22 protein-coding genes and 1 tRNA gene are annotated in these 26,081 nt (G+C 35.3%); 13 read left to right on the top strand and 10 right to left on the bottom strand.

Translation table 11 applies throughout. The features are described from left to right. Positions 1–3: 3 nt before the first annotated feature. From ACFOOI_RS04205 to ACFOOI_RS04220, 4 genes are all read right to left on the bottom strand, one after another. Complete coding sequence (locus tag ACFOOI_RS04205; RefSeq protein ID WP_379835431.1) at positions 4–1,035, bottom strand: YncE family protein; 1,032 nt, start codon at positions 1,033–1,035, stop codon at positions 4–6. Positions 1,036–1,089: 54 nt separating this feature from the next. After that, a complete protein-coding gene (locus ACFOOI_RS04210) occupies positions 1,090–1,380 on the bottom strand; it encodes a hypothetical protein (protein ID WP_379835433.1) in 291 nt (96 codons plus the stop codon). Between the two features lie 59 nt (positions 1,381–1,439). Next, on the bottom strand, positions 1,440–2,837 hold the full coding sequence (gene fumC, locus ACFOOI_RS04215; protein WP_379835435.1) for a class II fumarate hydratase: 1,398 nt from the start codon (positions 2,835–2,837) through the stop codon (positions 1,440–1,442). Between the two features lie 71 nt (positions 2,838–2,908). Next, positions 2,909–4,117 (bottom strand): nucleoside permease, encoded by a 1,209-nt coding sequence (locus tag ACFOOI_RS04220; protein ID WP_379835437.1) that lies wholly within the window; start codon positions 4,115–4,117, stop codon positions 2,909–2,911. 104 nt (positions 4,118–4,221) lie between these two features. On the opposite strand from ACFOOI_RS04220, the gene truA reads away from it, so the two are divergent. Together truA and ACFOOI_RS04230 are read left to right on the top strand one after the other, a co-directional pair. After that, positions 4,222–5,436, top strand: a complete 1,215-nt coding sequence (gene truA / locus ACFOOI_RS04225) for a tRNA pseudouridine(38-40) synthase TruA (RefSeq protein WP_379835440.1) — start codon at positions 4,222–4,224, stop codon at positions 5,434–5,436. Further along, positions 5,436–6,398: an L-threonylcarbamoyladenylate synthase gene (locus ACFOOI_RS04230; RefSeq protein WP_379835442.1), complete on the top strand. Its 963-nt coding sequence runs from the start codon at positions 5,436–5,438 to the stop codon at positions 6,396–6,398. The genes truA and ACFOOI_RS04230 overlap by 1 nt, the downstream gene beginning before the upstream one ends. Here the strand turns inward: ACFOOI_RS04230 and ACFOOI_RS04235 are convergent. Continuing rightward, complete coding sequence (locus tag ACFOOI_RS04235) at positions 6,395–8,995, bottom strand: OmpA family protein (protein WP_379835444.1); 2,601 nt, start codon at positions 8,993–8,995, stop codon at positions 6,395–6,397. The genes ACFOOI_RS04230 and ACFOOI_RS04235 overlap by 4 nt on opposite strands. Before the next feature lie 68 nt (positions 8,996–9,063). On the opposite strand from ACFOOI_RS04235, the gene ACFOOI_RS04240 reads away from it, so the two are divergent. From ACFOOI_RS04240 to ACFOOI_RS04260, 5 genes are all read left to right on the top strand, one after another. Beyond that, the gene (locus tag ACFOOI_RS04240) at positions 9,064–9,681 is read left to right on the top strand and encodes a WbqC family protein (protein WP_379835446.1); all 618 of its coding nucleotides are present in this window, start codon (positions 9,064–9,066) and stop codon (positions 9,679–9,681) included. A 64-nt stretch (positions 9,682–9,745) separates the two neighbouring features. Then, on the top strand, positions 9,746–12,274 hold the full coding sequence (locus ACFOOI_RS04245; RefSeq protein WP_379835448.1) for an ATP-dependent Clp protease ATP-binding subunit: 2,529 nt from the start codon (positions 9,746–9,748) through the stop codon (positions 12,272–12,274). Positions 12,275–12,402: 128 nt separating this feature from the next. Then, positions 12,403–13,554 carry an Lnb N-terminal periplasmic domain-containing protein gene (locus tag ACFOOI_RS04250; protein ID WP_379835450.1) on the top strand — a complete coding sequence of 384 codons (1,152 nt, stop codon included), beginning with the start codon at positions 12,403–12,405 and terminating at the stop codon, positions 13,552–13,554. Beyond that, complete coding sequence (locus tag ACFOOI_RS04255) at positions 13,551–14,345, top strand: inositol monophosphatase family protein (protein WP_379835451.1); 795 nt, start codon at positions 13,551–13,553, stop codon at positions 14,343–14,345. Before ACFOOI_RS04250 ends, ACFOOI_RS04255 begins: the two co-directional genes overlap by 4 nt. A 14-nt stretch (positions 14,346–14,359) precedes the next feature. Further along, on the top strand, positions 14,360–14,875 hold the full coding sequence (locus tag ACFOOI_RS04260; protein WP_379835453.1) for a YfiT family bacillithiol transferase: 516 nt from the start codon (positions 14,360–14,362) through the stop codon (positions 14,873–14,875). Between the two features lie 169 nt (positions 14,876–15,044). On the opposite strand, the gene ACFOOI_RS04265 is transcribed toward ACFOOI_RS04260, so the two are convergent. Continuing rightward, positions 15,045–15,791 (bottom strand): queuosine precursor transporter, encoded by a 747-nt coding sequence (locus ACFOOI_RS04265; RefSeq protein WP_379835456.1) that lies wholly within the window; start codon positions 15,789–15,791, stop codon positions 15,045–15,047. Positions 15,792–15,814: 23 nt separating this feature from the next. Further along, complete coding sequence (locus tag ACFOOI_RS04270; protein WP_379835458.1) at positions 15,815–16,468, bottom strand: ABC transporter ATP-binding protein; 654 nt, start codon at positions 16,466–16,468, stop codon at positions 15,815–15,817. A gap of 120 nt (positions 16,469–16,588) precedes the next feature. On the opposite strand from ACFOOI_RS04270, the gene sucC reads away from it, so the two are divergent. After that, positions 16,589–17,800 carry an ADP-forming succinate--CoA ligase subunit beta gene (gene sucC, locus ACFOOI_RS04275; RefSeq protein WP_379835460.1) on the top strand — a complete coding sequence of 404 codons (1,212 nt, stop codon included), beginning with the start codon at positions 16,589–16,591 and terminating at the stop codon, positions 17,798–17,800. Positions 17,801–17,860: 60 nt separating this feature from the next. Here the strand turns inward: sucC and ybeY are convergent, their stop codons facing one another. Further along, on the bottom strand, positions 17,861–18,280 hold the full coding sequence (ybeY, locus tag ACFOOI_RS04280) for an rRNA maturation RNase YbeY (RefSeq protein ID WP_379835462.1): 420 nt from the start codon (positions 18,278–18,280) through the stop codon (positions 17,861–17,863). After that, positions 18,277–18,864 (bottom strand): hypothetical protein, encoded by a 588-nt coding sequence (locus ACFOOI_RS04285; protein WP_379835464.1) that lies wholly within the window; start codon positions 18,862–18,864, stop codon positions 18,277–18,279. Before ACFOOI_RS04285 ends, ybeY begins: the two co-directional genes overlap by 4 nt. A 72-nt stretch (positions 18,865–18,936) precedes the next feature. On the opposite strand from ACFOOI_RS04285, the gene ACFOOI_RS04290 reads away from it, so the two are divergent. The 5 genes from ACFOOI_RS04290 (at position 18,937) to ACFOOI_RS04310 (ending at position 24,955) form a co-directional block, all read left to right on the top strand. Further along, a complete protein-coding gene (locus tag ACFOOI_RS04290; RefSeq protein WP_379835466.1) occupies positions 18,937–19,827 on the top strand; it encodes a Ppx/GppA phosphatase family protein in 891 nt (296 codons plus the stop codon). Positions 19,828–19,829: 2 nt separating this feature from the next. After that, the gene (locus ACFOOI_RS04295) at positions 19,830–21,233 is read left to right on the top strand and encodes a TlpA family protein disulfide reductase (RefSeq protein ID WP_379835468.1); all 1,404 of its coding nucleotides are present in this window, start codon (positions 19,830–19,832) and stop codon (positions 21,231–21,233) included. A 116-nt stretch (positions 21,234–21,349) separates the two neighbouring features. Then, positions 21,350–21,694, top strand: coding sequence for a C40 family peptidase (locus ACFOOI_RS04300; RefSeq protein WP_379835470.1), 345 nt, complete (start codon positions 21,350–21,352; stop codon positions 21,692–21,694). Between the two features lie 34 nt (positions 21,695–21,728). Further along, positions 21,729–24,833, top strand: coding sequence for a tolB protein precursor (locus ACFOOI_RS04305; protein ID WP_379835472.1), 3,105 nt, complete (start codon positions 21,729–21,731; stop codon positions 24,831–24,833). A gap of 48 nt (positions 24,834–24,881) precedes the next feature. Further along, positions 24,882–24,955: transfer RNA gene (locus ACFOOI_RS04310), tRNA-Ala, on the top strand. A gap of 33 nt (positions 24,956–24,988) precedes the next feature. On the opposite strand, the gene hisC is transcribed toward ACFOOI_RS04310, so the two are convergent. Then, the gene (gene hisC, locus ACFOOI_RS04315) at positions 24,989–26,032 is read right to left on the bottom strand and encodes a histidinol-phosphate transaminase (protein ID WP_379835474.1); all 1,044 of its coding nucleotides are present in this window, start codon (positions 26,030–26,032) and stop codon (positions 24,989–24,991) included. Between the last annotated feature and the right edge of the window lie 49 nt (positions 26,033–26,081).

The raw sequence follows: 26,081 nt of genomic DNA on the forward strand, positions 1-26,081 counted from the left end.
GATTTAAGGTTTAATTAAAATTCCGTTTGGTTTTTGACCCAACTGAATCGTTTTAAGTATTGAAAATGAATTTGTATCTATAATTTGAGCCGTATTATCTTTTTGATTAACCACCATAGCCTTGTTATTTGAGTCAAAAAACTTAATTTGATGCGGGTCGGCATCTGTATTAATTTGTTTTATAACCTTCCAGGTATCCGTTTTACTATAAACTAATATTTTGTTCGCAGCGGGGTTACAAACCCAAACATTTTTTTTGTCAAAATTAAAAATACTGAAGCCAGGCACAAAGTCAAAATCAATATAATCCACTACTTTTTGTTGAATCAAATCTACAACATTTAATGATTTGCGATTCCCATTCACAACAAAAACCGAGTTTTGATCGTAACCCGGCCACACAATACTGGGATTGGGGTCAACTTTAACTTCTTTAATTATTTGTTTTTGTTTGGTATCAATAATGGTCAAAAATGAGCTTTCTTCGGCTACAGTCAACGCAACTTGACCATTTTGAGCAAAAATAACTTCCGATGGATCAGCACCCACAGGAATTTCAGTCAATTGTTTTCCGCTTTTAACGTCATACACATATACCTTTCCCGAGTGAGAAACCGTAGTGGTCCACACTTCAGAACCATCAGAAGAGAAAACTGCATTGTGATTCGCAAATGGAACTTCAATGTTTAGTTCTAATTGACCTGTATTTGCATTTATTAGCTGAATTTGACCTTTAGGCGAGCTTGTATGTAAAGCCGAATGACCGTTTGAAAAATCAAAAAACGGAACTGCTAAAGCAAATTGATTAAACTCTTGGTCGGCGTAGATATGGTGCACGAATGTGCCGGATTGACTATTTAAAAAAAAGGTATTCTTAACTTCTAAAGTGCTAAGATCTATTACTTGAATGCTATTCTCGCCACCGTTAGTTACCACGGCCACATTGTTTCCTATAGATATGGAAGGAATCTCTTGGTTTGAATTACAAGAGAGAATCAGTACTAAGAAAAATGGTAGAAGGTATTTAACAAACATAAAAAAAGGCGTTGTTTAAATAAACAACGCCAAAGTTTTAAATTAGTTTTTAGATTATAAAAAACTATTAATTATTTTAATAATTAGATTTTGAGCGACTTGAAAAATGAATGAAAAAAATCTATTAATTACACTTATTTCTTTTTTTGATTTTTCAATCTTACCTTCTTCTTCCTTTGGTTCTATAACCAAAGATGCAGACTGATCAACATTTAAGTTGTCTACCTGTGACGACTTAGATTGAGCAAATTGTTTCTCTTTAACACGTGGGTTATCACTTAACCCGAAAGAACTAAGAGAAACTACGGATACGGAAAGTAGAAAATAGATAAGTGCTTTTTTCATTTTTCTGTGATTTTTTGATAAATGTATAAAATCTTTGAATCAACTCAAAAAATAGAACCTTAAATTTTACCTACCATCTCTTCAGGTTTTACCCAAGCGTCAAACTCTTCAGCAGTCAAATACCCCAAAGCAATCGCAGTTTCTTTAAGCGTACTTCCGTTTTTGTGAGCCGTTTGAGCTATTTCAGCGGCTTTATAATATCCTATTTTTGTATTCAAAGCTGTAACTAACATCAATGAATTATCTACGTGCTTTTTGATGTTTTCACGCAATGGCTCAATACCCACTGCACACTTATCATTAAACGACACACAAACGTCACCAATAAGTCTTGCGGAGTGTAAGAAGTTATAAATCATCATTGGCTTGAACACGTTCAATTCAAAATGACCGTTTGACCCTCCAATATTTATAGCTACATCATTCCCAAGAATTTGAGCTGCAGCCATAGTCATTGCCTCACATTGTGTAGGATTAACTTTGCCTGGCATAATAGAAGAACCCGGCTCATTGTCAGGTATGTATATTTCACCGATTCCCGAACGCGGACCAGAAGAAAGCATACGAATATCGTTTCCAATTTTCATCATACTCACAGCTACCGTTTTTAGAGCTCCATGAGCTTCTACGATAGCATCGTGAGCAGCAAGTGCTTCAAACTTATTTTCGGCCGTTACAAATGGCAAACCCGTAAGGTCCGCTATATGTTTTGCTACATTTTCAGAATATCCATCAGGCGTATTTATGCCCGTACCTACGGCTGTTCCACCAAGGGCAAGCTCGGATAGATGCTCCAGCGTATTTTTTATCGCTTTAAGACCATGATTAAGTTGAGACACATATCCAGAAAATTCTTGCCCAACAGTCAAAGGAGTAGCATCCATAAAGTGAGTTCTACCTATTTTAACCACATGCATAAACTCTTTAGACTTAGCAGCCAAAGTATCTCGAAGCTTCTCGATACCCGGTAGAGTCACTTCCATTAGCATTTTGTATGCCGCTATGTGCATTGCTGTAGGGAAAGTGTCATTAGAAGACTGTGACTTGTTTACATCATCGTTTGGATGTACGAATTTCTTAACGTCAGATAGTTCGCCACCTTTTAAAACGTGAGCTCGGTAAGCAATAACTTCGTTGCAGTTCATATTTGATTGCGTACCTGAACCTGTTTGCCAAACTACAAGAGGAAATTGATCGGTGTGCTTATTTTCTAAAATTTCATCACAAACTACACCAATAAGTTTTGCTTTTTCTTCATCTAAAACGCCAGCATCAAGGTTTGCCAAAGCAGCTGCTTTTTTTAGATATGCAAAAGCCGCAATAATCTCCTTCGGCATTTTGTTTATGTCCTGAGCAATTTTAAAATTCTCGATCGAACGTTGCGTTTGAGCACCCCAATAAACATTTGCGGGTACTTTCACTTCACCCATCGTATCTTTTTCAATTCTATATTCCATGTATTTTATTTTTTTAAACAAAGGTAAAATCCAAAACCTATAAATTCAAACCCTCCTGATTTTATTACTAATTAAAGGTTCGTTTTTAATTTAATATCTCTCGTATTTTCTCTAAAAAAGAAGAAAAACAAGATTAATACTGCAAAAGCGATATATGCAGGAACCATCCAAATAGAACGATAGTCATAAGTACCGTCGGCTAATTTATAGTAGTCAAGCACTATTCCCGATAGTTTTGAGCCAATTCCCATTCCAAGACCATAAGTGGCAAACGTAATTAAACCCTGAGCGGAGTTTTTTATTTTTTCTCCTGCTTTATTGTCTGTATATATTTGCCCAGTCACAAAAAAGAAATCGTAGCAAATACCATGAAGTAATATACCAATGTAAAGAATCCATTCTGAACTCAAACCATCTCCATAGCCAAAACAGATAAATCTGATAATCCATGCTACTAAGCCAAAAAGGAGGATATTTTTAACTCCAAATTTAGAAAAGGCAAAAGGTAAAATCAGCATGAAGAATATTTCGGATACCTGCCCCAATGACATCTTGTTTTCTACATTGCTCATATTAGAAGCAGTAAGCGATGGATTTGCTAACGCATAATAAAACGAAAGAGGAATACAGATTAAAATAGAGGAGATGAAGAATATTAAAAACGAACGATCCTTAAATAAAACGAAGGCGTCTGTACCCAGAATTTGAGCCACGCTCGAAGCCTTGTCGGCTTTTGGCGGAGTGTCAGGCAAAGTAAATGCATAAACCCCTAAAGCTAGCGACGAAAACATAGATATCTGGAATATTTCCACCGAGTCTCCGATATTTAATATTCCCACTATGTTTGTAACCACTATCCATGCTATAGTACCCAATACCCGAATAAAGGGAAATTCTTTCTCCGGGTTTTTCATTTGATTCATGGCAATAGAAGTACTCAAAGCCAAGTTTGGCGTAAAAGAAATAGTGTAGGCCAATATGTACCAAAAGAAAACTTCAGGGTCCGTAATTTTCACCAGAAAAAACAAAATAATAGCTCCAAGGATATTTAAAATTCCCATTACTTTTTGAGCAGAAAAAAAACGGTCGGCTATCATTCCCACAAAAAACGGAGCGATAATAGTTGCGATAGAAAAAGCTGTGTAGGCATTTCCTACTTGATCGCCATTGGCGTGGAGTGTTACAAGCATGTATTTACTCATTTGGCCATACCAAGCCCCCCAAGTAAAAAACATCAAAAACATCATCAACATCAGTTGAATTTTAACTTTAATATTCATGGTTTCTAGTTATAAGATTTTAAAATTCGCACAATCTACTTGTTTTTTTTCAATGCTTGATAGTATGTAAAGGCAATATTGGCATTTTTGCATAATTTTGCGGCATGAGATATTTTCTGGAGGTCCAATATTTAGGAACAAACTTTCATGGTTGGCAATTACAGCCAAACGCTACGAGCATTCAAGAGGAGCTTGAAAAGGCTTTGAGCATGGTTTTAAACCAAGAAATAAGGATTAATGGGAGCAGCAGAACTGACACAGGCGTACATGCAAATCAGCAATACGCACACTTTGATTCAGAATTAAACTTGGAAGAAACCAAAAAGCTAATCCAAAGGCTAAACAAAATTTTACACCCAGATATTGCGATCCGAAATATATATAAACTGGCACCGAATACAAACAGTAGGTTTGACGCTCTTTCTCGTTCTTATATATACAGAATCTCAAATCAAAAATTACCATTTCAGTATAATTTTGTTTCCATTTATTTCCAAAATTTCGATTTTGAGCAAATGAATTTAGCAGCTAAAGTTTTATATAATCACACTGATTTCCAAAGTTTTAGTAAAGTAAAAACCGATGTAAAGACATTCAACTGCACCATAGAACTAGCAGAATGGGTGAAAAATGGCGAGATTTGGGAGTTTCATATTAAAGCCAACAGGTTTTTACGGGGAATGGTCAGGGCAATAGTTGGAACATTACTTGATGTAGGAATGGGAAAAATTAGTATTGCTCAATTTGAAGCCATAATTTTAGCAAAAGACAGACGAAAAGCCGGCACAGCAGCTAAAGCAGAAGGTTTAACTTTAGAAAAAGTAACATATCCTAAAAAATATTTTGAATCAAAAATGGAATATCAAATAATAGAAGCGAAACAAGAGGATTTAGAAACTGTAAAAAGTTTGTTTAAAGAATACCAAGAATTTTTAGGTTTCTCGCTTTGTTTTCAAGGTTTTGAAGAAGAACTGAAATCTTTACCTGCACCATATAATAGCCCTACGGGTGCCTTAATTGTTGCAAAATACGAAGACGAGATTATTGGGGTAGTGGGAGTAAAAAAACTCGACGGGCAAACCTGTGAAATGAAAAGGTTGTATTTGAAACCTAAATATCAAGGTTATGGAATTGGCAAGGCTTTGGCAGTAACTATAATAGAAAAAGCTAAAGATTTAGGATACAAAACCATGAAACTTGATACCTTGATTAGATTAAAGTCTGCGGTTGAAATCTACAAAAAACTAGGTTTTGAAGAAACTGAAGCATATAACCAAAATCCAGAATCAGATATTATTTATTTAGAAAAAACACTATAATGGAAGCTCAGATTGGCACGGATATTTTGCTTTCAGAAGAACTTCTGAGAAAAGGTAAGTTGGTAGCTATCCCTACGGAAACCGTGTATGGATTAGCTGCAAATGCATTGGATATCAACGCGGTTAGCGATATTTTCAAAACAAAAAACAGGCCGAATTTTGATCCTTTAATTATTCATGTTGCCAGTTTTGAAGAAATAAATAAATACGCAGAAGACATCTCTGAGGATATTTGGAAACTTGCTGAGAAGTTTTCTCCAGGCCCGATAACCTTTTTATTAAAGAAAAAAGACATCATACCTGATTTAGTAACTTCAGGTTTAGAGCGAGTAGCCATTCGTATTCCTGACCACAAGTTAACATTGAAATTATTATCAAAACTAGATTTCCCTTTGGCTGCTCCTAGTGCCAATCCATTCGGATATGTTTCACCTACCAATGCCGAGCACGTTTACAATCAATTGGGGCAAAAAATACCGTACATTTTAGACGGTGGCCAATGTGAAGTGGGTTTAGAATCTACCATTATTGGGTACGCAGATGGTGAACTTACCGTATTCAGAAAAGGCGGTTTGGCACTCGAAACTTTGGAAGATTTTTTGGGTAAAAAAATAAAAATCAACGACCATTCTTCATCTAACCCAGCAGCACCAGGCATGCTACTAAAGCACTACTCACCAAATAAAAGAATTCAGATTTGGGAACCTGACAAAGTGCTTATTGACCCAAATAAAAAGATTGGTTTTTTAGGTTTCAAAAATGAAAACCCTGAAATAAGTTCGGAAAATCAGTATATTTTATCAAAAAAAGGAAATTTGGCAGAAGCTGCCAATAGGCTTTTCTCAGGACTACGGTGGTTTGACCAACAAGACGTAGATATTGTTTATATAGAACTAGTGCTCGAAGAAGGCCTCGGAATGGCCATTAATGATAGGTTAAAAAGAGCTGCAGCTAAATCTTAATCTTTAAAAACAGTTACCTCGATTCTTCTATTTTTGGCTTTGTTTTCTTCGCTATCATTCGGCACCAAAGGTTCAGTTGCCCCTTTGCCTTTAATCTCGATTCTTTCTGGAGATACACCTTTGTTAAATAGGTAATTTGAGACCAATTTAGCTCTAAATAAGGATAACCTCTGATTTAGCCTAACATCGTCGCCGTCATCATCTGTGTGGCCCGTTATCAAGATTTTTAGCTCTGGATGAGTTGTTAAATAATCGGCAAGTTTATCCAATTCCCCTTCACCTCCTGGTGTAAGCGTAGGTTTAGATTTCTCAAACGAAACTCCCGCTAATTCGTATTTTTCACCTTGCTTAATTTCTAAAGGAGCCTCTTTAACTGGTTCTGGTTTTTTCTGCATTTCTACATTGGTAACTTTTGGAGCGGGTGCTTCCTCAGCCAATTTAACCAGTTTTCTTGGACGTTCATCCTCTTCTTTTTTAGCAATCGGATTTATTTTTATTACATACACTAGTGACTCAGCATTGGCCTGATTTAAAGTGAAACTAAAACTATTAAAATCAAAACCTTCCAATTTAGCCGATATCAAATATGATTCTTCAGGTGCAATCTGTGCTGTAAATGTTTGAGTTCCCTCGTCAATTTTTAGCTTTTGAGATTTGCCGCTAGTTTTTTCTTTTATAATAATTTCATTTTTAGAACTTTTATTTAGGTCGTGGTCTAATTTAAACTCGATATCATAAAAATTCTTTTTTAATGGGAAAACAAAAGTCTTGGCATTCGCTTCTCTCTTATCTATCACCTTTTTAAGTTCTGAGAATCCTTCTTTATTTACTAACACAGAATAATTTTGGGTGTTAGATAAAAAACCAGTAAAGCCTTTTTCTACTTTTTCAAGTTCAATACTCACGTCTGAGGCAAGTAGCTTAAGGTCTGCATCAAGTGTTTTTTGTGTAAAGAAATCAACAGGCACAAAATTGTATTTAACCAACTCTGTTGGAGAAAGATTAAATACAACATCTCTATTGCCTCTCTGAAGCGACTGATTTTGGTTTATATATCCGTTGGCGTTAATTTCAATAGTATATAAAGAATCATCATTTATTTTTTCGGTAAAAAATGTCTGAGAATCTGGCAAATATGAGACAGGAATAGCTTTTTTGTTATTTTCAAAAATCCTTATTTTGGCATCTGAAATAGGCTTCAGCGTCTGTTGGTCCAAAATCCGAATAGTTACTTTATTAAGTTGGGCTTCTGTCTTTTTCTTTAAATAAACTGTGATATTTTTTTCAGTTGCTACGTTTGCAGTGAAATCAAAATAGCCTTTTGCCGAAACCTCAAAGAAAAACTTTTGAGATTCATCTAAAGTTACCGTTTTGGTATTTTGATTTACCTTTCCCGCTATTTCTCTCGATTGATTATTGAAAACCTTTACGATAGCAAAATTTATGGGCTTTTTGGTTTCGTCATCAAACACACTTATTATGAATTCGTTTGAACCTTTTTTAAGCCTCAAATTATAAAAAGTACTGCCTCCAGAGAGTGATTTTACAATAAAAGTCCCCGATTTGTTGGCATAGTCTTTCGAAATAGAAGAAATCTGATAAGTACCCACTATTTTAGGTGTAAACTTAACCGCATCTTTGTCAGAACTTTTTATTTTAATTTCTTTACCCGAAGGGTCCGTAATAGTTAAATCAGTGATTATTCGTTTTTCATCTAATTCATCAATAATATCAATTTCGATGGTCGTTTCTGGCGTAAGGCCATAGGTCAAATCTTTTCCATCTAGCTTAAACTCTTGACTTTCGGACTGGAAACCAGGGATGTCTGTCATAAGTGAATATTTATCATCTCTATTACCAACAAAAGTAACTTTACCATTTTCTATTTTTCCTTCAAAAACGTTTTGTTTGGTATCCAAATGCTTCACTACCACTTTTCCAACATTTACTTTAATATTGGTGGCTTTGTCAAAGAATGAGATTTTTTGTTCCAACCTATTTCTAACCATTTCTACAAGCAGCTCTGTACGCAGTTGCTCATCCGAAATGTCTAAGCTCATTTCTCTAACGTCATTTAAAAAATCTTTGGAAGTAACTTTAAGCGTATATTTTCCTTTTAAATCATAGAAATAATCGTAGCTGTTGCCATCTTCTTTTTTGACAACTCCCTTTGAATTTTGATTAAAAAATGTCACCTCAATGTTAGCATCAATAGCATCACGGCTTTGTGCGTCTATCACCCGAATCGCCAAAACACCCGATGGGCGAGGGCTTAGCCTAATTTCAATATTTTCTTCATCTCTCAGATCCGACTTAATAATCTCTTCCTTGTAAAAACCTTTGGCAATAACCTCAATTTTCAATTCTGCATCGCCTGGCACCATATAAAAACTCTCGCCTTTTTCGCGAGTAAGTTTATAGCTCACTTTGGTTTTAGAGTTCGTAACTTTTACTTCAATATCTTTTAATTCGTTTCCATTTTTATCATTAACCACATAAACATATATCTTGATATTGTCAGCGATACTAGAAGCGATAGCCGAATTTTTAGTAGTTAAAAACAGTAAGGTAAAATAAAATAGAATTTTAAAATTCATTTTTTGGAATAAATCTGATGGTATATTTGTTAGCAAAACGGAAATACTAAGCTTAAATTTCTTTGTCAATGATATTCTCCTCAAATTTTCTGCCATGTTTGGCTTATATGATTTCTATTTTGAAAGAAAACCAAATAAATATCTGGAAAAATGAGCCATTTAGAAAACAAACTTACAAAACTCGTGCTTATATATTAGGACCGCACAAGGTGGAAACCTTGAATGTGCCTGTAAAGAAGCCTCGAAATAATTGCCCGTTAGATGAGGTCTTAATAGATTATTCTGAAAACTGGCAAGTCAAAAATTGGAGAACTATTGAGACCGCTTATAAAAACAGTCCTTATTTTGAATATTACGATTATTTAATAAAACCCTTGTTTGATTCAAAAATAGAGCGTTTATTAGATTTAAATTCACTTTCTATGTCAATATGTCTTAAAATATTAAAGCTCGATAAGACAATTTGTCCGCTAGAATTTTCGTACTTTGAGAATAAGAACCAATTTATTAGCTTTAATGCAAAGAATAGGGAAGAAGACGTCATTAATTATCAAGGGGTGTCATACTACCAAAACTTTGGCTCAAAGTTTGAAAAGAACTTAAGCATTATAGATTTAATATTTTGTAAAGGCCCCGAAAGCCTTTCTATATTAAACAATTCATTAGCGGCTTCAGAAATGTTGTAACTACATAAATTGAACATTGTAAAAAAAAATATTGTTATCATTCTAAATAAAAGGAGAATACTAAATGGAACCCAAATTTTCGCAAAGAGTTAAAGAAGTAATTTCCCTCGCCAGAGAAGAAGCTTTGAGGCTTGGGCACGATTACATTGGCACTGAACACCTAATATTAGGTATGATTAGAGAAGGAGAAGGATTGGGTTTAGAATTGATTCAAAAAGCTGGTTTAAATCCAGAAGAATTAAGGACTTCTATCGAAAACTCGACTAGAGGAACAGCAACAAACACGATTAAGAACCTATCTAATATTCCGCTTACACGTCAGTCTGAAAAAGTACTAAAAATCACCCACCTAGAGGCTAAGATTTTTAAATCAGACGTAATCGGAACTGAGCACTTGTTATTGGCAGTCTTAAGAGATGACGACAACCTCGGTTGCCAAATCTTGAACAGATATCGAATTAACTATAAACTTATAAAAGAGATGTTGGAATATCAGCTAACAGGTCAAGAACCAACCATGGAAAGACCAGACACTGACGACGAAGACAAAGCTTTTGGAGGAAGTAGTTACTCGGGCCAGTCTAAAGATTCAAAAATGGGAGAAAAGTCAAGAACACCTATCTTAGACAATTTTGGTAGAGATTTAACCAAAATGGCTGAAATAGGCAAATTAGACCCTATAGTTGGTAGAGAGAAAGAGATTGAGCGTGTAGCTCAAATACTTTCGAGAAGAAAGAAAAATAACCCGATTTTAATAGGTGAGCCAGGTGTTGGTAAAACAGCTATAGCCGAGGGTTTGGCCTTGAGAATCGTTCAGAAGAAAGTATCGAGAGTACTTTTCGGTAAGCGAGTAGTAACTTTAGACCTAGCTTCTTTGGTAGCAGGTACAAAATATAGAGGTCAGTTTGAGGAAAGAATGAAAGCGGTGATGCTCGAAATTGAAAAGAACCCTCAAATCGTACTATTCATTGATGAAATACACACTATTGTAGGTGCAGGTGGAGCTAGTGGCTCACTTGATGCTTCTAATATGTTCAAGCCAGCATTGGCTAGAGGTGATATTCAATGTATTGGTGCCACCACGTTAGATGAGTATCGTCAATATATAGAAAAAGACGGTGCACTTGCCAGAAGATTCCAAATGGTGATGGTAGATGCTACTTCTATCGACGAAACTATTGAAATCATCAATAATATTAAAGGTAAATACGAAGATCACCACAATGTAACGTATTCTGACGAGGCGATTGATTCAGCAGTTAAATACTCAGAAAGGTACATAACAGATAGATTCTTGCCCGACAAAGCCATCGATGTAATTGATGAAGTTGGAGCTAGAGTACACATCAAAAATATCAATGTACCTCAAGAAGTACTTGACCTAGAAGAGTCAGTAGAGCAAATCAAACTTGAGAAAAACAAAGTAGTTAAAAGTCAACGCTACGAAGAGGCTGCTCAGTTGAGAGACAGAGAGAAGAAACTTTTGGAGCAGCTCGAAAACGCTAAACATGCCTGGGAAGAAGAAAGTAAAACTCTTAGACATGTAGTAACCGAAGATCACGTGGCCGAAGTAATCGCTATGATGACTGGAATACCAGTAAGAAAAGTGAATATGAATGATGGCGAGAAAATTCTTAAAATGGGTGATGCACTCAAAGGAAGGATTGTAGGTCAAGACAAAGCAGTTGAGAAACTTGTAAAAGCTATCCAAAGAACTAGAGTTGGACTAAAAGACCCTAAAAAACCAATCGGTAGCTTTATATTCTTAGGGCCTACTGGAGTTGGTAAAACCGAATTGGCTAAAACACTTACAGATTATCTTTTTGACAAAGAAGACGCTCTGATACGTATTGACATGAGTGAGTACATGGAGAAATTCAGTATCTCTCGCCTAATTGGGGCACCTCCCGGATATGTAGGTTACGAAGAAGGTGGTCAATTGACTGAAAAAGTTAGAAGAAAGCCGTACTCGGTAATACTTTTAGATGAGATTGAGAAAGCTCACCCTGATGTTTTCAATATCTTACTACAAGTTCTAGACGATGGACTTTTGACAGATAGTTTAGGAAGAAGAGTTGATTTTAGAAATACAATCATCATCATGACTTCAAACATTGGAGTTAGAGACCTGAAAGACTTTGGTGCTGGAATAGGTTTTGCAACAAAATCAAGAGTAGAAAACCAAGACGAAATGGTTAAGTCTACGATTCAGAATGCATTGAAGAAAACATTCTCTCCAGAGTTTTTAAACAGGTTAGACGATGTCATTGTATTTAACTCACTATCGAGAGAAGACATTCACCAAATCATCGATATATCTTTGGGTAAATTGATAAAGAGAATAACGTCTCTCGGATATACACTTGAATTGACAGAAAAAGCGAAAGATTACATGGCTGACAAGGGATATGATCAGCAATATGGAGCTAGACCTCTTAATAGAGCTATCCAGAAATATGTGGAAGATCCTCTGGCCGAAGAAATCTTAAAGGGTGTATTTGTAGAAGGAGACACTATCATCGTAGATCACGATGGAACTTCTGAGGTGCTCAATTTTGGTAAAAAACCAAAAGAGCAAGAAATAGAGCAATAATAGATTAAAATATATTCTAGAAGCACGAAATGGCAACATTTCGTGCTTTTTTATTTTATTAACTCCAAACATCACATAAAATCCGTTTGTAAGTTTTATTTTTGGTTTAAATATTAAAAAAACATTCAATGCGAAAAATATTTTCCATTTTTCTGATTCTTACTTCTACACTTGTATTTGGTCAGCAGCTTTCCAGCCAGTCTAAGGTCTCATTGATTACAATTGCTCCCGGCGAAGAACTCTATTCTTCATTTGGGCATTCGGCCATTAGAATTACAGATCCTGTAAATGCATTAGACCAAAGTTTTAACTACGGCTCATTTGATTTCAATGCTTCCAATTTCTATCTAAGGTTTTTGAGAGGTACTCTACCTTATCAAATTTCAACGCATGAATTTTACAGGGAATTTGAATACTATACCTATCAAGAAAACCGTGGAATAGAGGAGCAAGTTTTAAATTTGACTTTGGAGCAAAAACAAAAAGTTTATGACTTTCTACTCAATAATCTTCTGCCTCAAAACAAAGAATACGCATATAAGTTTTTTTACGACAATTGCTCAACACGGTTAAGAGATGTTTTTAAAACAGCATGCGGCGATAGTCTAAAGTTTGACCAACAGATTCATCCCGACAGTAGCTTTAGAGAATGGATAGATGTTTATGCAAATTCGGGCGAGTTATATTGGTCAGATTTCGGAATGGACTTAGCTATTGGAATTCCTTCGGATAGGAAAACCGGATGGAAAGACGCCATGTTTTTACCAGACAACCTCAGAGATGCTTTTGGAGCGGCTAAAATTTATAAAAATGGACAATGGGTACCCGTTGTGACCTCATTAACAAAGTTAAACCAAACTAATCCTGTCAAAACTGAAAGGCCCTTACCAAAGCCAATCAACCTTTTTTTAGGCTTATTAATTTTCGGAATAGCATATACTGCTTTTCAATATTACAAAGTGAACAAATCCAACGTATTTGATTATATCTTTTTCACTATTCTAGGCGTATCGGGTTGGATATTGTTTTTGCTTTGGTTCTTCACAAATCATGGTGTTACTAATTATAATATGAATATGCTTTGGGCTTTTCCACTGCTTTTACCTTTTATTTTTAGCAGAAAACTGCAAAAAAATCTACGCATATTTCATACAATTACAAGTAGCATATGTATAGTTGGATATTGGTTTTTACCTCAGCAACTACATCCGGCGGTACTTCCAGTCTGTATCCTGATTATAATTAGACATTTATTTTATTTAAAAAATAGCAAAGCATGAACTTGAACGAATTAATAATTGAAGTAAAAAAAGTAGCCAAAGAGGCAGGTTTATTTATAAAAAATGAGTCATTGAAATTTAACACCGATTTAGTTGAATACAAAGATGTAAATAATGTGGTTTCGTATGTAGATAAAGAAACAGAAAGACTGATTGTTGACAGATTGAGTGCAATTCTGCCAGAGGCTGGGTTTATAACTGAGGAAGGTACAGTAGAAACAGAAGACATTAATATGCTGAACTGGATAATAGACCCGCTTGATGGCACCGCCAATTTTATTCACGGATTACCGAACTATTCGGTTAGTTTGGCTCTTGCTAGGGGAAAAGACGTACTTTTGGGAGTAGTGTATAATGTATGTACAGAAGACATGTTTTGGGCTACAAAAGGGGGAGGGGCATTCAGAAATGATACGAAAATATCTGTTTCTAAAGTTGAAACATTCGGTCAAAGCTTATTAGCTACGGGTTTCCCATACTACAAGTTCGAAAATATGGACAAATACATTTTGGTATTGGAATCTCTAATGCAAAAAACACACGGATTAAGAAGATTAGGATCGGCAGCCATAGATTTGGCTTATGTGGCTTGTGGTTATTTTGATGCATTTTTTGAATATAACCTTAACTCTTACGATATGGCGGCAGGCGTATTATTGATAAAAGAAGCAGGCGGGACAGTAACGGATTTTCAAGGAGGAGACGATTATCTTTTTGGTGGAATGGTTATAGCGGGCGGAAAGGTTCATGCCGAACTTTTAGCCGAAATAAAGCGTTTTTGGAATAGCTAATAAATAGTATTAATATGGAAAATTTACAATACCCGATAGGGAGATTTGATAACACAAAAGAAGTTAGCCCAAGTGAATTAAAGAAAGCGATAGCCTATTTAGCTGACTTTCCGAAAATTTTAAATAAGTTAACTTCAAACCTGAGCGATCAGGTTTTAGATAAAACCTACCGACCAGACGGATGGAGTATCAGACAACTGGTGCATCACATTGCAGATTCTCACGGAAATATGTTTATTAGGTTTAAATGTGCACTAACCGAAGAAAATCCTACCATAAAAGGCTACTCTGAGGGTGCATGGGCAAATTTACCAGACTCAAAACTCCCAATTTCGGTTTCACTACCTATTATTGAAGGCTTACATATTAGACTCAATAGTCTATTGGATTCTATGTCAGAGGCTGATTTTGAAAAAACTTTTTATCATCCTGGCTATCAAAGAACGTATGTACTCAAAGGCGTGGTGGCACTTTATGCTTGGCATTCAGAACACCATCTTGAACATATCAAAATAGCCATTAATAACTAAATTGTCATGTGGATAGTTATAGAAAATTTAATAATAGTAAGTGTATTTGCAGCGGCTTTAAGATATTTAATTTTAAGGTTTTGGCCAACAAAAAATAACACAAACAGTTCATGCAGTTCATGCAGCGGTGGTTGTAATATTCCCTCTTTTGAGGCACCAGTCGAAAACCCTAAACATGGGTAGCCTCATGAATCATTTGATCTGAGGTTTCTTTTCCGAGATATTGGTCAATCATATAATGCACCAAATAAATTATTGGTGTCATCAATATCGCTACAAAAAACTTGTACAGATAATTCACACTACCAACAGCGACAATTTGGGACATCTCCCAATTGCCAAACAAAAAGAAAGCAATAAACAATACCACGTAGCTATCTACCAATTGCGAAAAAAGTGTAGAGCCTGTAGCCCGAAGCCAAATATGCTTATTTGAAGTCATTTTTCTTAACTTTTTGAAAACGACTGCATCTAAAAGCTGCCCAATCATAAAGGCAGTTATGCTACCTAAAATTATCCCTAAACCTTGTCTTAAAATTTTGGAGAAGGCACCGTTTATATTCATCGGATTACCCTCACTATCCAACATATTAATATCTATCCAAAACTGAGCGGGCGGGAGCATAGTGGCTCCGTATAAAACAAAAAAACTATATGCTATAAGAGCAGTAGTAAGGTAAGAAATCACTTTCACCCCTTTTACTCCATAGTATTCATTAATAATATCAGAAATTATGAACACAATTGGCCAGTTTAGCACACCTGCAGTCATATTAAAATCTAATTTGTAACCCAAAAGGTCGATTTGTGCGGGTTGAAAACCAAATATTTGCTCAAAGGAAAAGATTTTAGCCCCAATTATTTCGGCAATAATGGCATTTGTAATGAAAATTCCTGCTAATACAAGCAGTAACATTTGCTTTTTGGAAAAATCCATACTTAATTTTTTAAAAATCCATCTACTAATTCAATCTTACGGTCAGACTGCTCAGCCAAATGCTGATTATGTGTAACGATAACAAAAGAACTTTTAAACTTGTTGCGAAGGTCAAAAAACAAACTGTGGAGTTCTTCTGCATTTTTTGAATCCAAGTTACCGCTTGGCTCATCTGCAAATACGTATTCGGGTCTGTTAATTAATGCTCTCGCCACCGCAACACGCTGCTGTTCACCGCCTGACATTTCTGAAGGCAAATGCCCTTTACGGTGATCTATTCTTAGCGTTTCCATTAGTTCGGTGGCAATATTTTCAACCTCGTCTTTGTTTCTTTTTCCTACCCAAGCAGGCAAACAAATATTTTCGAAAGCTGTAAGTTCGGCCATCAAATTATGAAACTGAAAGATAAAACCGATTTTTTGATTTCTAAAATCGGAAAGTTGACGCGAATTTAAACTACCCAACTCTGTATTATCCAAAAACACCTGACCAGAATCCGCTTGGTCTAAGGTTCCTAAAATATGTAGTAGTGTACTTTTTCCGGCACCAGACGCTCCTACAATAGAAACAACCTCTGAATGGTCTATTTTAAGACTTATATCTTTCAAAACCTCTATTGAGCCATATTTTTTAAATAAATTCTTAGCCTCTAGCATATATTATTTGCTTGTTTTTTAATTGAATTAGTTTATTTTTAAAAGTATTGTTTTTAATAAGAACAATTATTTGCTAATTTGGCAAGAAATTAGAAAAGTTCAATTTTTATTTTATAATTTATGAATATTCACGAGTACCAAGGTAAAGAAATTTTATCTAAATACGGTGTTAGAGTGCAAAGAGGTGTAGTAGCCGACACCGTAGAAGGAGCCATAGAAGCATACAATCAAGTAGCGGAAATGACTAATTCTAAGTTTGCAGTTGTTAAATCTCAAATCCATGCAGGTGGTAGAGGTAAAGGCAAAATAGTAGGAACAGAGCATAGAGGAGTACAATTAGCAAAATCAGCTGATGATGTAAAAACTATAGCTACTAACCTTATTGGAAATACTCTTGTGACTATTCAAACCGGCGATGAGGGTAAGGTAGTAAACAAGATTTTAATTGCTGAAGATGTTTATTATCCTGGAGCATCTGAGCCAAAGGAGCTTTATGTTTCTATTCTTTTGGATAGAGGCAAAGCTTGCAATGTGATCATGGCATCTACAGAAGGTGGTATGGACATTGAAGAAGTAGCTGAGCACACTCCAGAGAAAATTATTAAAGAGTGGATTGACCCAAGAGTTGGTCTTCAAGGTTTTCAGGCTAGAAAAGTAGCTTATAAACTAGGTTTGACGGGTGGAGCAAACAAAGAGATGGTTGCTTTCTTAATGTCACTCTATAAAGCGTATGATGAAACAGATTCATCTATGTTTGAAATTAACCCAGTTTTGAAAACTTCTGACGATAAAATTTTGGCAGTTGATGCTAAAGTTAATATCGACGATAACGCACTTTTCAGACACAAAGACATCGCGGCTTTGAGAGACAAAGCTGAGGAAGATCCAATGGAAGTAGAAGCATCTGAAAGTGACCTTAACTATGTAAAACTTGACGGAAACGTAGGTTGTATGGTTAATGGAGCTGGACTTGCTATGGCAACTATGGATATCATCAAACTTTACGGTGGCGAGCCAGCTAACTTCCTTGACGTAGGTGGTGGTGCAAATGCTACAACTGTAGAGGCTGGCTTTAGATTAATATTAAAAGATCCAAACGTGAAAGCGATTTTTGTAAACATCTTTGGTGGTATCGTAAGATGCGACAGGGTGGCTGCAGGTATTGTTGAAGCTTACAAATCGATCGGTGAAATTCCAGTTCCGATTATCGTAAGACTACAAGGAACAAACGCCGAAGAAGGATCTAAAATTATAAACGAATCAGGATTGAAAGTTTATTCAGCTATCTTGCTTAAAGACGCTGCAGAACTTATCACCAAAGTTTTAGCTTAAGATTCAAGATTATTTTAAAATTTAAAGAGCGACCTTCGGGTCGCTCTTTTTTTTTAGTTACTAAGACAAATACTTCCCCAAATAATACTCTTCTTTCTCTCGCATAATTTTTACGTCAGCGGGCTTTTTGTCTAAATAGCCACAGAGGTGAAGTAATCCGTGCGAAAGTACTCTGATTAGCTCCGTTTCGGCACTTACATTAAATTTAAGAGCGTTTTCAGCGACACGCTCTACACTAATAAAAATATCGCCCTCTATTTTATCCTCTTGTTCAGAATTATCAAAGGTGATGATGTCGGTGTATGTATCGTGATTCAGGTATGAAACATTCATCTCGAGTAACTGCTCATCACTCAGGAATATATAGTTAAGCTCAATAATTTTAAAACCCTCTTCTTTGGCCAACTCCTTTAACCAGTTTTTCTTTTTCCTCAGATCTTTGAGCTTAAAACCATCTGTTTCTATATTAAAATTTATCATCTTACGAAGTAATGAAATAATACTAAATAAATAACTCCCACGAAATTGCCTAAAATAAATCCATATTGAACCTCAATAACTTTATGTCTACCCAAAACCACCCGTGACCATAAATTAATAAAACCAAAAAGAAAAACACCAACCGCAACCCAGAGATTTAGCGGAAAACACAAATATGCAAACAGAAAATTAAAGCTCGTATGCATAGAAACTTTAACGGACTGGTTTATTAAAAATGAAAGAATTAATTGAATACAAAACGCAAAAATTAGCAGAAGGGCTTTTAAAGGATAACCTTTAATCACCATAAATGACGCCATCAATACAAAACAAAAAATGGCGAAAACATACAATGAATTCCGCTGTTTTTGGTCTGAAACATCAAGATTGGTATACCTTTTTCGGTGCACATTTAAACCTACAAAAGCACTAATTGGTATTAAAACCAAAACTGCAAATAGTAAAGGTAAATGTTTGTAGGCGTCAGGTTCAGTATTGGAATACTGAACAAATGCACCAAAAAGGAGTCCCAAAATAATGGGATTGCCTAAAGTAGAGATAAACTTTGCTAGTTTGACGTTCAAAATGGGATATTGTCTAATGAATTTCAAAATTATACATATTTTTGCATACTACTCTTTATGAATTAATATTAAATGAAAATAGCTGCTATAGATATTGGCTCAAATGCCGCGAGGATGCAAATTTCCTCAGTTTTAAGTGATGAAGGCAAAATCTCATTCAAAAAAGTGGAATACGTTAGGTTTGCTCTCAGACTTGGACACGATGTATTTAACGAAGGAAAAATAAATTACGAAAGTGAGGCTCGAATCAAAAAGCTACTTACTGTATACAAATTATTGATGGAACTACACGAAGTAGACGCTTATTTGATTTGTGCCACTTCAGCCTTGCGAGAAGCCGAAAACGGCTTGAATATTTGTGAAAGAGTGAAACTAGAACTTGGAATGACCATTAACCTTATTTCGGGCGACAAGGAAGCTGAAATGATAAACAATGTTATTGTTCAAGAACTAAAAGATGATGTGTTTTATCTACATATTGACGTAGGCGGTGGCAGCACAGAGTTAAACTTATACCAAGGCAAAATTAAAACTACTTCGCAGTCGTTTAAAATAGGATCGGTACGTATAATGGAAAACAAGGTGCCGAAAGACATGTGGAAAAAAATGCAGAAATGGATTGGGGATAACGTACCTACGCACCAAGAGGTAGTGGCGATAGGTACTGGTGGAAACATCTCTAAGATTTTTGAATATGTAGAAACAGACACGAAAGGCTGTGCTACTTTAGAACAACTAGAAACTGCTCTTTCATATATTAAAGGATATTCGGTTGAGGAAAGAATCAACAAACTAAAAATGAACCCTGACAGGGCAGATGTGATAGAATTTGCTTCAGAAATATATTTTTCAGCAATGAAGTGGTCGAAATCTGTAAAAATGTTTGTACCTGACCTTGGGTTAAAAGACGGTATTCTTTTAGAAGTTTACCAAACACTGATGCAACAAGAAGAACACAAATAACTATGGCGAACAAAAGAGTTTTCGTACTGATATTAAATTTTGTCTTTTTTGGAATATTAACCTCAAAAGGGCAGGAGTTTTTTAGCCTAAACGGCAATATCAAAAACTTAAACGAAAATGAAATTTCTATTAGCGTTTATAAAAATTGGGTGGAACCCCCTTTGGAATATGAACTCAAGGTAGATAAAAAAGGAAACTATATTTTTCAGACACCACTTACTGAAATAGCATATGTAGATTTAAACATTGGCGAAAAGGGGTATTACTATTTAGTGATTGAACCCAAAGATAAAATTACCCTAAATGCAGATTACAACGATTTTGAAAATAGTATCGCAATTTCTGGTGATGGAAGTCAAAAATGGAAGTATTACCGCGACCTAAAGAAGTTTTTTGAAGACGATAAAGACTGGCATATTGAACTTATTAAGCTCAAAAAAATAAGTAGAAAGGGATATTTTGATTTAACTAACTATCTTTTAGAGGAGCAAATCAAAATTTTAAATACTTACAAACCTTCTGTTTCAGAAGCATTCTTCTCGCTGATGAGAGCGGACATATATGGCAAAATGAGTCAGTTTGAATTAGAATATTTAGTTGGTAAGAATATATTTTCACAGGCCGAATTTGACAGATTTCAGCTTAAAACTTTTAATAATGTAACCCAAGAGAAATCTTATTTCTTTGGAAATTTTGTAGAAAGCCTCATTGAGAAACACAACATGATGAGCAAAAAATACGAAAACGACAATCTCCTAGACTATGAAAGTATTAAGGCATATTTTGATAGAAATGATATTGTAGGCAAAAACTTGATTGACAGAATATTGGCGACTAAAATAATTAGTTATTTAGACGTAGATGGTCCTTCAGAAAAAAACAAATTGATAGTAGGGAATTATAAAGAGTTTTCTAAAAACAAAAATTATACAAATTACGTAATCAACAAGTTAAGCCGTATTCAGGGGCTTTTGCCAGGAAGTCAGGCCCAAAATTTTATTCTTGAAAATGAAAAAGGGGACTTAATATCACTGAAAGACTTTAGAGGTAAAAATATTCTGTTGAGTTTTTATACCGGCTGGTGTGGACCATGCATTGTAGACCAAAACACGATGCATATTATTAAAAACTACTTTTTGGCAAATAATGATTTGGTAATACTTTCAGTTTCATTGGATGACAGAGACGAATTTAAACGAGTTTTAGAAGCCAATAGATTTCCTGGTGTTCATCTTTTTGCTCCGAAAAATTCGAGTATTTTAAAAGATTATGTAATTGAAAGTGTGCCACAATACTATTTAATAAATAAATCTGGCATAATTATTTCAGAACAAATAATAGAACCTTCGCTTGATGAAGGGCGTGCTTTAATAAAACAAATAGAAAGACTTCTATACGGAAAATGAGAAAAATTCTTGGTGTCTTATGTTTAATTGTAATTTTTACATCCTGCAAAAGCTCAAAAGTTAAATCGAAAGGAAATTTACGAAATCAACTTTTAGTCCAAAATTGCTTTAATTATATGGGAACACCTTATAAGTTTGGTGGCACTGATAAAAGCGGAATGGACTGTTCGGGTTTGATATATACGGGCTTTAACGAACTGGGAAAGCAAATTCCGAGAGTCTCCTACAAACAAGCCGACTATTTTAATGAAGTTTCAAAAAATGCACTGGAAATAGGCGACTTGGTTTATTTTAAAGTTAATAGCCGCAGAATAAACCACACAGGGGTAATAAGTCAAATAAAATCTAGAGATGAGATTTACTTTTTGCACGCGTCGGTATCAAAAGGGGTCCGAGAAGATTTACTATTAGACGGATATTGGAAAAACAAATTTGTGAAGGCGACAAGACCAATCTGGTAATTTTTTCGTTTATTTATAACCCAACTGATACTAAATGAATAAAACTTTATTTTGGCTTGTATTATTTTCTTTAAATTGCTTTGGTCAATCTCAATATTTTGGTCAAAACAAGCCACGCAATAAAGCCAATAATTTTAAAGTTTTAGAATCTCCCCATTTTGAATTGTACCACTACCAAGAAAAACCTGAAGTCACCAAAGACTTTTTGGTTAATGCCGAAAACTGGTATAAGCTACACCAAGATGTATTTAAAATCGCTTTTGTAAGGCCCAATCCTATTATTTTATATAATTCTCATCCAGACTTTCAAGAAACTACCGCCATCGGTGGAGATATTGGAGAAGGGACCGGCGGTGTAACCGAAGGAATGAGAGTGCGTGTGGTTATGCCATTTATGTTTACCAAAAGACAAACCAATCATGTATTGGGACATGAACTTGTTCATGCATTTCAGTATCAAACCATGAATTTCGGAAGCGATTCTACTTCATTGGTTAACATTCAGAATATTCCACTTTTTATGGTAGAAGGTCTTGCTGAGTATATGTCTATTGGTAGAGTATACGCCCATACAGCCATGTGGATGCGAGATGCCGTACAAAGCGGTGATATTCCGGAAATTATAGAATTAGTAAATAAACCATACAAATACTTCCCATACCGATGGGGGCAAACATTTTGGGCGTATGTGACCGCTATGTATGGCGATGATATTATCCGTCCACTTTTTAAAGAAACCGCCATTTATGGTATTGAAAAGGCATTTGTTCGTGCATTTAATATGGATTTGGAAAGGTTTTCAATGAAATTCAAAAATGACCTTATTCAAACTTATGGAGTTTATAAAAACAGCACAGAAACTTCAGCTAGAGGTACATTATTAATTTCTGAAAAATCAGGAGCAGACATGAATATCTCTCCGGCTATTTCGCCAAACGGAAGATTTTTGGCCTATGTCTCTTCAAAAAATGTACTTTCCTTAGATATTCTGATTGCGGATGCCACAACCGGCAAAACCCTCAAAAAAATAGAAACTACAAACATTGGCTCGCACGTAGATTCATATAGTTTTATTGAAACCTCAGTTACGTGGTCGCCCGACAATAATAAAATCGGGATTGTTATTCAGTCCAAATCAAAAAACAAACTGCTTATTGTAGATGTAGTTACTGGTGAAAAACAAACGCTAGAACCCAAAGACGTTTCAGCATTTACTAATCCAGCATGGTCACCAGATGGCAGTCAGATAGCATTTTCGGGACTTAAAGACGGCACTTCTGATTTATATATTTTAAATGTTAAATCAGGTGAAATAGCAAATATAACTCAAGATAATTATTCAGATATTCAGCCTACTTGGGCTCCTGATGGTAAGTCCTTGGTATTTGTATCAGACAGAAATTCAGGAAAGGGAACTTTAGAAAAAGAGAATTTTAAGATTTACAAGATTGACTTAAGTTCAAGAAAAGTAAATCAATTCAAGTTATTTGAAACTGGTGACAACATGAATCCCGTTTTTAACGAAATCGGAGATGAGTTTTACTTTCTAAACAACGGGGATGGATTTCGAAATTTATATAAATACAATTTAGAGACAAATAAAACTTTCAAATTAACCAATTTCTTTACAGGTATAAGCGGAATAACCGAATTTTCTCCTGCTATATCTGCAGGGGGAAATGAAGTCTTTTACAACTATTTTTTCAATGGAAACTATCAAATACTTAAAGCAAATTCAAATGAATTATTGAATATTGAAATTACGGATTTATCTCCTGATAATGTAGCTGCAAACTTACCTGCTGGCACCAATCCAGGTGGTTCAAATATAGTACAGAATAACTTAGAAAATCAGAATTTACGCGTATTATCAAATGATTTTACATTAAAAGAGAAGAAGTATGATGCTAAGTTTAAATTAGATTATCTCGCAAATTCAGGATTAGGTGTTAAAACATCGAGGTTTGGAACCGGAATGGGTGGTGGCGTTATGGCTTTGTTTACAGATATGTTAAACAACAATCAGTTAATGGGAACTGTAGCTATGAACGGTGAAATTCAAGACCTCGGCGGACAGATATATTACCTAAATCAAAAAAGGCCTTTGCAGTTTGGTGCTAGTTTTTCTCACATTCCTTATAGGTTTCAAGGAACTACCGATTTTAAAATATTAGATACTTTATATACAGCCAACAATCTCAGCTATCACAATGCGGAAGTCAAACAACGTGTAAATCGATTATTGATTGATAATTTTTCAACTTTTGTATTTAGACCTTTTAGTAAATATTTAAGACTTGAGTTAGGAGCATCACTAAATTGGTATACATTTAACGTAAAAGAATATCCGCAATTAGGTGAAATTGGAATAGGATCAGATGGTAATGTATACGATTATAGAATTTTCAACAGCGGCACACCCAAGAAATTAAACCCTGCAGAATATGGCCTAAATAATTTCAAATTAGGACAAGTATACACAGCTGTTGTTGGTGATCATGCGGTTTTTGGCACCGTAGCACCACTCAAAGGTTATCGATATAGATTCGAATTGGCACAATATTTTGGAACAAGCTCTTATACATCGGTTTTGGCCGACTATAGAAAATATACTTATGCTAAACCGGTAACTATTGCTACCCGATTCCTTTACAATGGCCGATTGAATCCAACGAATTTGGACGTTTTAAACCAAATAAATCCCCTCTATCTGGGATTCCCTTGGAATATGCACGGCTTTTGGGGTAGAGCTTTGACCAATCAACAAGGCACTATCTCTCAAGAAAACCTGCAAGGTGATCAAATGTTAGTGGGCAACTTCGAAGTCCGATTACCGTTTACTGGACCTGAAAAACTTGCACTAATAAAATTTAACTACTTACCTTCTGACTTAAACTTCTTTGTGGATGCAGGTTTGGTGTGGTCAAAAAGCAATAAGATTGGTGAAACCAATGCTATCACATCATTTGGAGCAAATAATTTTAATTTTAAAACCTCACCAATAGTTACCACAGGCCTGAGTTTACGGGTAAATGTATTGGGATATGTGATTTTAGAACCTTACGTAGCTCTTCCATTTTACAACAGCAAAAAACAAGCCCTCGTAAGCGGTTTAAATTTTATGATAGCAGGTTGGTAAATTGCTTGTAAAATAAAAATCTATGATTAATTTTGCATCACAAAAAAAGGGGATGTAGCTCAGTTGGCTAGAGCGTTTGACTGGCAGTCAAAAGGTCGTCGGTTCGAGCCCGATCTTCTCCACAAAAAAGCCTTGAGTCTCAAGGCTTTTTTATTTTAGAATGTTCTTAGTGTTTCCAATAATCGTTGGTTTTCTTCGGCAGTTCCAACCGTTATTCGTAGGCAATCGTCGCAGAGAGCTACATTTGACCTATCTCTGACTATTATTTGCTTATCAAGCAAAAACTTAAATCTTTCTTTTGCTTTCTCAAATTTTACTAATATCATATTTGAATCTGAAGGAAAAACTTTAACTACTCCTTCTAATTCTGACAATTCTTTTTCAAGCTTTAGCTTATTTGATAAAATTTCAGCAACCAAGCGATCTTTCTCATCATTTTTATCCAAAGCCTCCAATAGCAAACCTTGCGTAACGATATTGATATTATACGGATATTTAATCTTGTTTAATACTTGGATTAAGGTAGGGTGTGCATAAGCAACTCCAAGCCTCAAACCGGCCATTCCCCAAGCTTTAGAAAATGTTTGAAGAACCGCGATGTTCTCATAATTCTCTAATTCAGAAATAAATGAAGGTTCTGTAGAAAAATCTATATAAGCCTCATCTATTACCACCAACTTGTCTGGAAAAGCTTTCACTATTTGTAAAATAGATGCTTTGCTCAGGATATTGCCACTCGGATTGTTTGGTGAGCATACCCATATTATTTTGGTGGCAGCGTTTACCGCATCAAAAACATTATCCAAGTCAATTTCAAAGTCTTCTGTTAAAGGAGCTTGCTGAATATTTACTTGCTGAATATCCGCACAAACCTTATACATTCCGTAGGTTGGTGGCATAATCACTATATTTTCCTCTTTAGGCTCACAAAGTGCTTTGATTAGTAAATCTATAGGCTCATCACTTCCGTTTCCTAAGAAAATACACTCAGGTTTGGTGTTTTTAAGTTCGGCTAGTTTCTCCTTTACCTCAGATTGGTATGGATCCGGATATCTGTTGAAGGGTTTTCCCAATACAGAAGAATATGGGTTTTCATTGGCATCTAAAAAAATGCCGGCCTTACCCGAATATTCATCTCTGGCAGACGAATATGGAGTTAAAGACAAAATATGCGGTCGTATAAGTTTCGTAAAATCCATAATTGTATAAATTGAGGTGCAAAAATAATCCAAAACTTTTTAAGGATAA

Source organism: Lacihabitans lacunae, from assembly GCF_042649125.1.
Lineage (GTDB): Bacteria > Bacteroidota > Bacteroidia > Cytophagales > Spirosomataceae > Leadbetterella > Leadbetterella lacunae.

What these genes read in the sequence shown, in the direction of transcription:
- ACFOOI_RS04205 (WP_379835431.1), bottom strand. Translation starts at nt 1,035, where the DNA reads ATGTTTGTTAAATACCTTCTACCATTTTTCTTAGTACTGATTCTCTCT.
- ACFOOI_RS04210 (WP_379835433.1), bottom strand. Translation starts at nt 1,380, where the DNA reads ATGAAAAAAGCACTTATCTATTTTCTACTTTCCGTATCCGTAGTTTCT.
- fumC (WP_379835435.1), bottom strand. Translation starts at nt 2,837, where the DNA reads ATGGAATATAGAATTGAAAAAGATACGATGGGTGAAGTGAAAGTACCC.
- ACFOOI_RS04220 (WP_379835437.1), bottom strand. Translation starts at nt 4,117, where the DNA reads ATGAATATTAAAGTTAAAATTCAACTGATGTTGATGATGTTTTTGATG.
- truA (WP_379835440.1), top strand. Translation starts at nt 4,222, where the DNA reads ATGAGATATTTTCTGGAGGTCCAATATTTAGGAACAAACTTTCATGGT.
- ACFOOI_RS04230 (WP_379835442.1), top strand. Translation starts at nt 5,436, where the DNA reads ATGGAAGCTCAGATTGGCACGGATATTTTGCTTTCAGAAGAACTTCTG.
- ACFOOI_RS04235 (WP_379835444.1), bottom strand. Translation starts at nt 8,995, where the DNA reads ATGAATTTTAAAATTCTATTTTATTTTACCTTACTGTTTTTAACTACT.
- ACFOOI_RS04240 (WP_379835446.1), top strand. Translation starts at nt 9,064, where the DNA reads ATGATATTCTCCTCAAATTTTCTGCCATGTTTGGCTTATATGATTTCT.
- ACFOOI_RS04245 (WP_379835448.1), top strand. Translation starts at nt 9,746, where the DNA reads ATGGAACCCAAATTTTCGCAAAGAGTTAAAGAAGTAATTTCCCTCGCC.
- ACFOOI_RS04250 (WP_379835450.1), top strand. Translation starts at nt 12,403, where the DNA reads ATGCGAAAAATATTTTCCATTTTTCTGATTCTTACTTCTACACTTGTA.
- ACFOOI_RS04255 (WP_379835451.1), top strand. Translation starts at nt 13,551, where the DNA reads ATGAACTTGAACGAATTAATAATTGAAGTAAAAAAAGTAGCCAAAGAG.
- ACFOOI_RS04260 (WP_379835453.1), top strand. Translation starts at nt 14,360, where the DNA reads ATGGAAAATTTACAATACCCGATAGGGAGATTTGATAACACAAAAGAA.
- ACFOOI_RS04265 (WP_379835456.1), bottom strand. Translation starts at nt 15,791, where the DNA reads ATGTTACTGCTTGTATTAGCAGGAATTTTCATTACAAATGCCATTATT.
- ACFOOI_RS04270 (WP_379835458.1), bottom strand. Translation starts at nt 16,468, where the DNA reads ATGCTAGAGGCTAAGAATTTATTTAAAAAATATGGCTCAATAGAGGTT.
- sucC (WP_379835460.1), top strand. Translation starts at nt 16,589, where the DNA reads ATGAATATTCACGAGTACCAAGGTAAAGAAATTTTATCTAAATACGGT.
- ybeY (WP_379835462.1), bottom strand. Translation starts at nt 18,280, where the DNA reads ATGATAAATTTTAATATAGAAACAGATGGTTTTAAGCTCAAAGATCTG.
- ACFOOI_RS04290 (WP_379835466.1), top strand. Translation starts at nt 18,937, where the DNA reads ATGAAAATAGCTGCTATAGATATTGGCTCAAATGCCGCGAGGATGCAA.
- ACFOOI_RS04295 (WP_379835468.1), top strand. Translation starts at nt 19,830, where the DNA reads ATGGCGAACAAAAGAGTTTTCGTACTGATATTAAATTTTGTCTTTTTT.
- ACFOOI_RS04300 (WP_379835470.1), top strand. Translation starts at nt 21,350, where the DNA reads ATGGGAACACCTTATAAGTTTGGTGGCACTGATAAAAGCGGAATGGAC.
- ACFOOI_RS04305 (WP_379835472.1), top strand. Translation starts at nt 21,729, where the DNA reads ATGAATAAAACTTTATTTTGGCTTGTATTATTTTCTTTAAATTGCTTT.
- hisC (WP_379835474.1), bottom strand. Translation starts at nt 26,032, where the DNA reads ATGGATTTTACGAAACTTATACGACCGCATATTTTGTCTTTAACTCCA.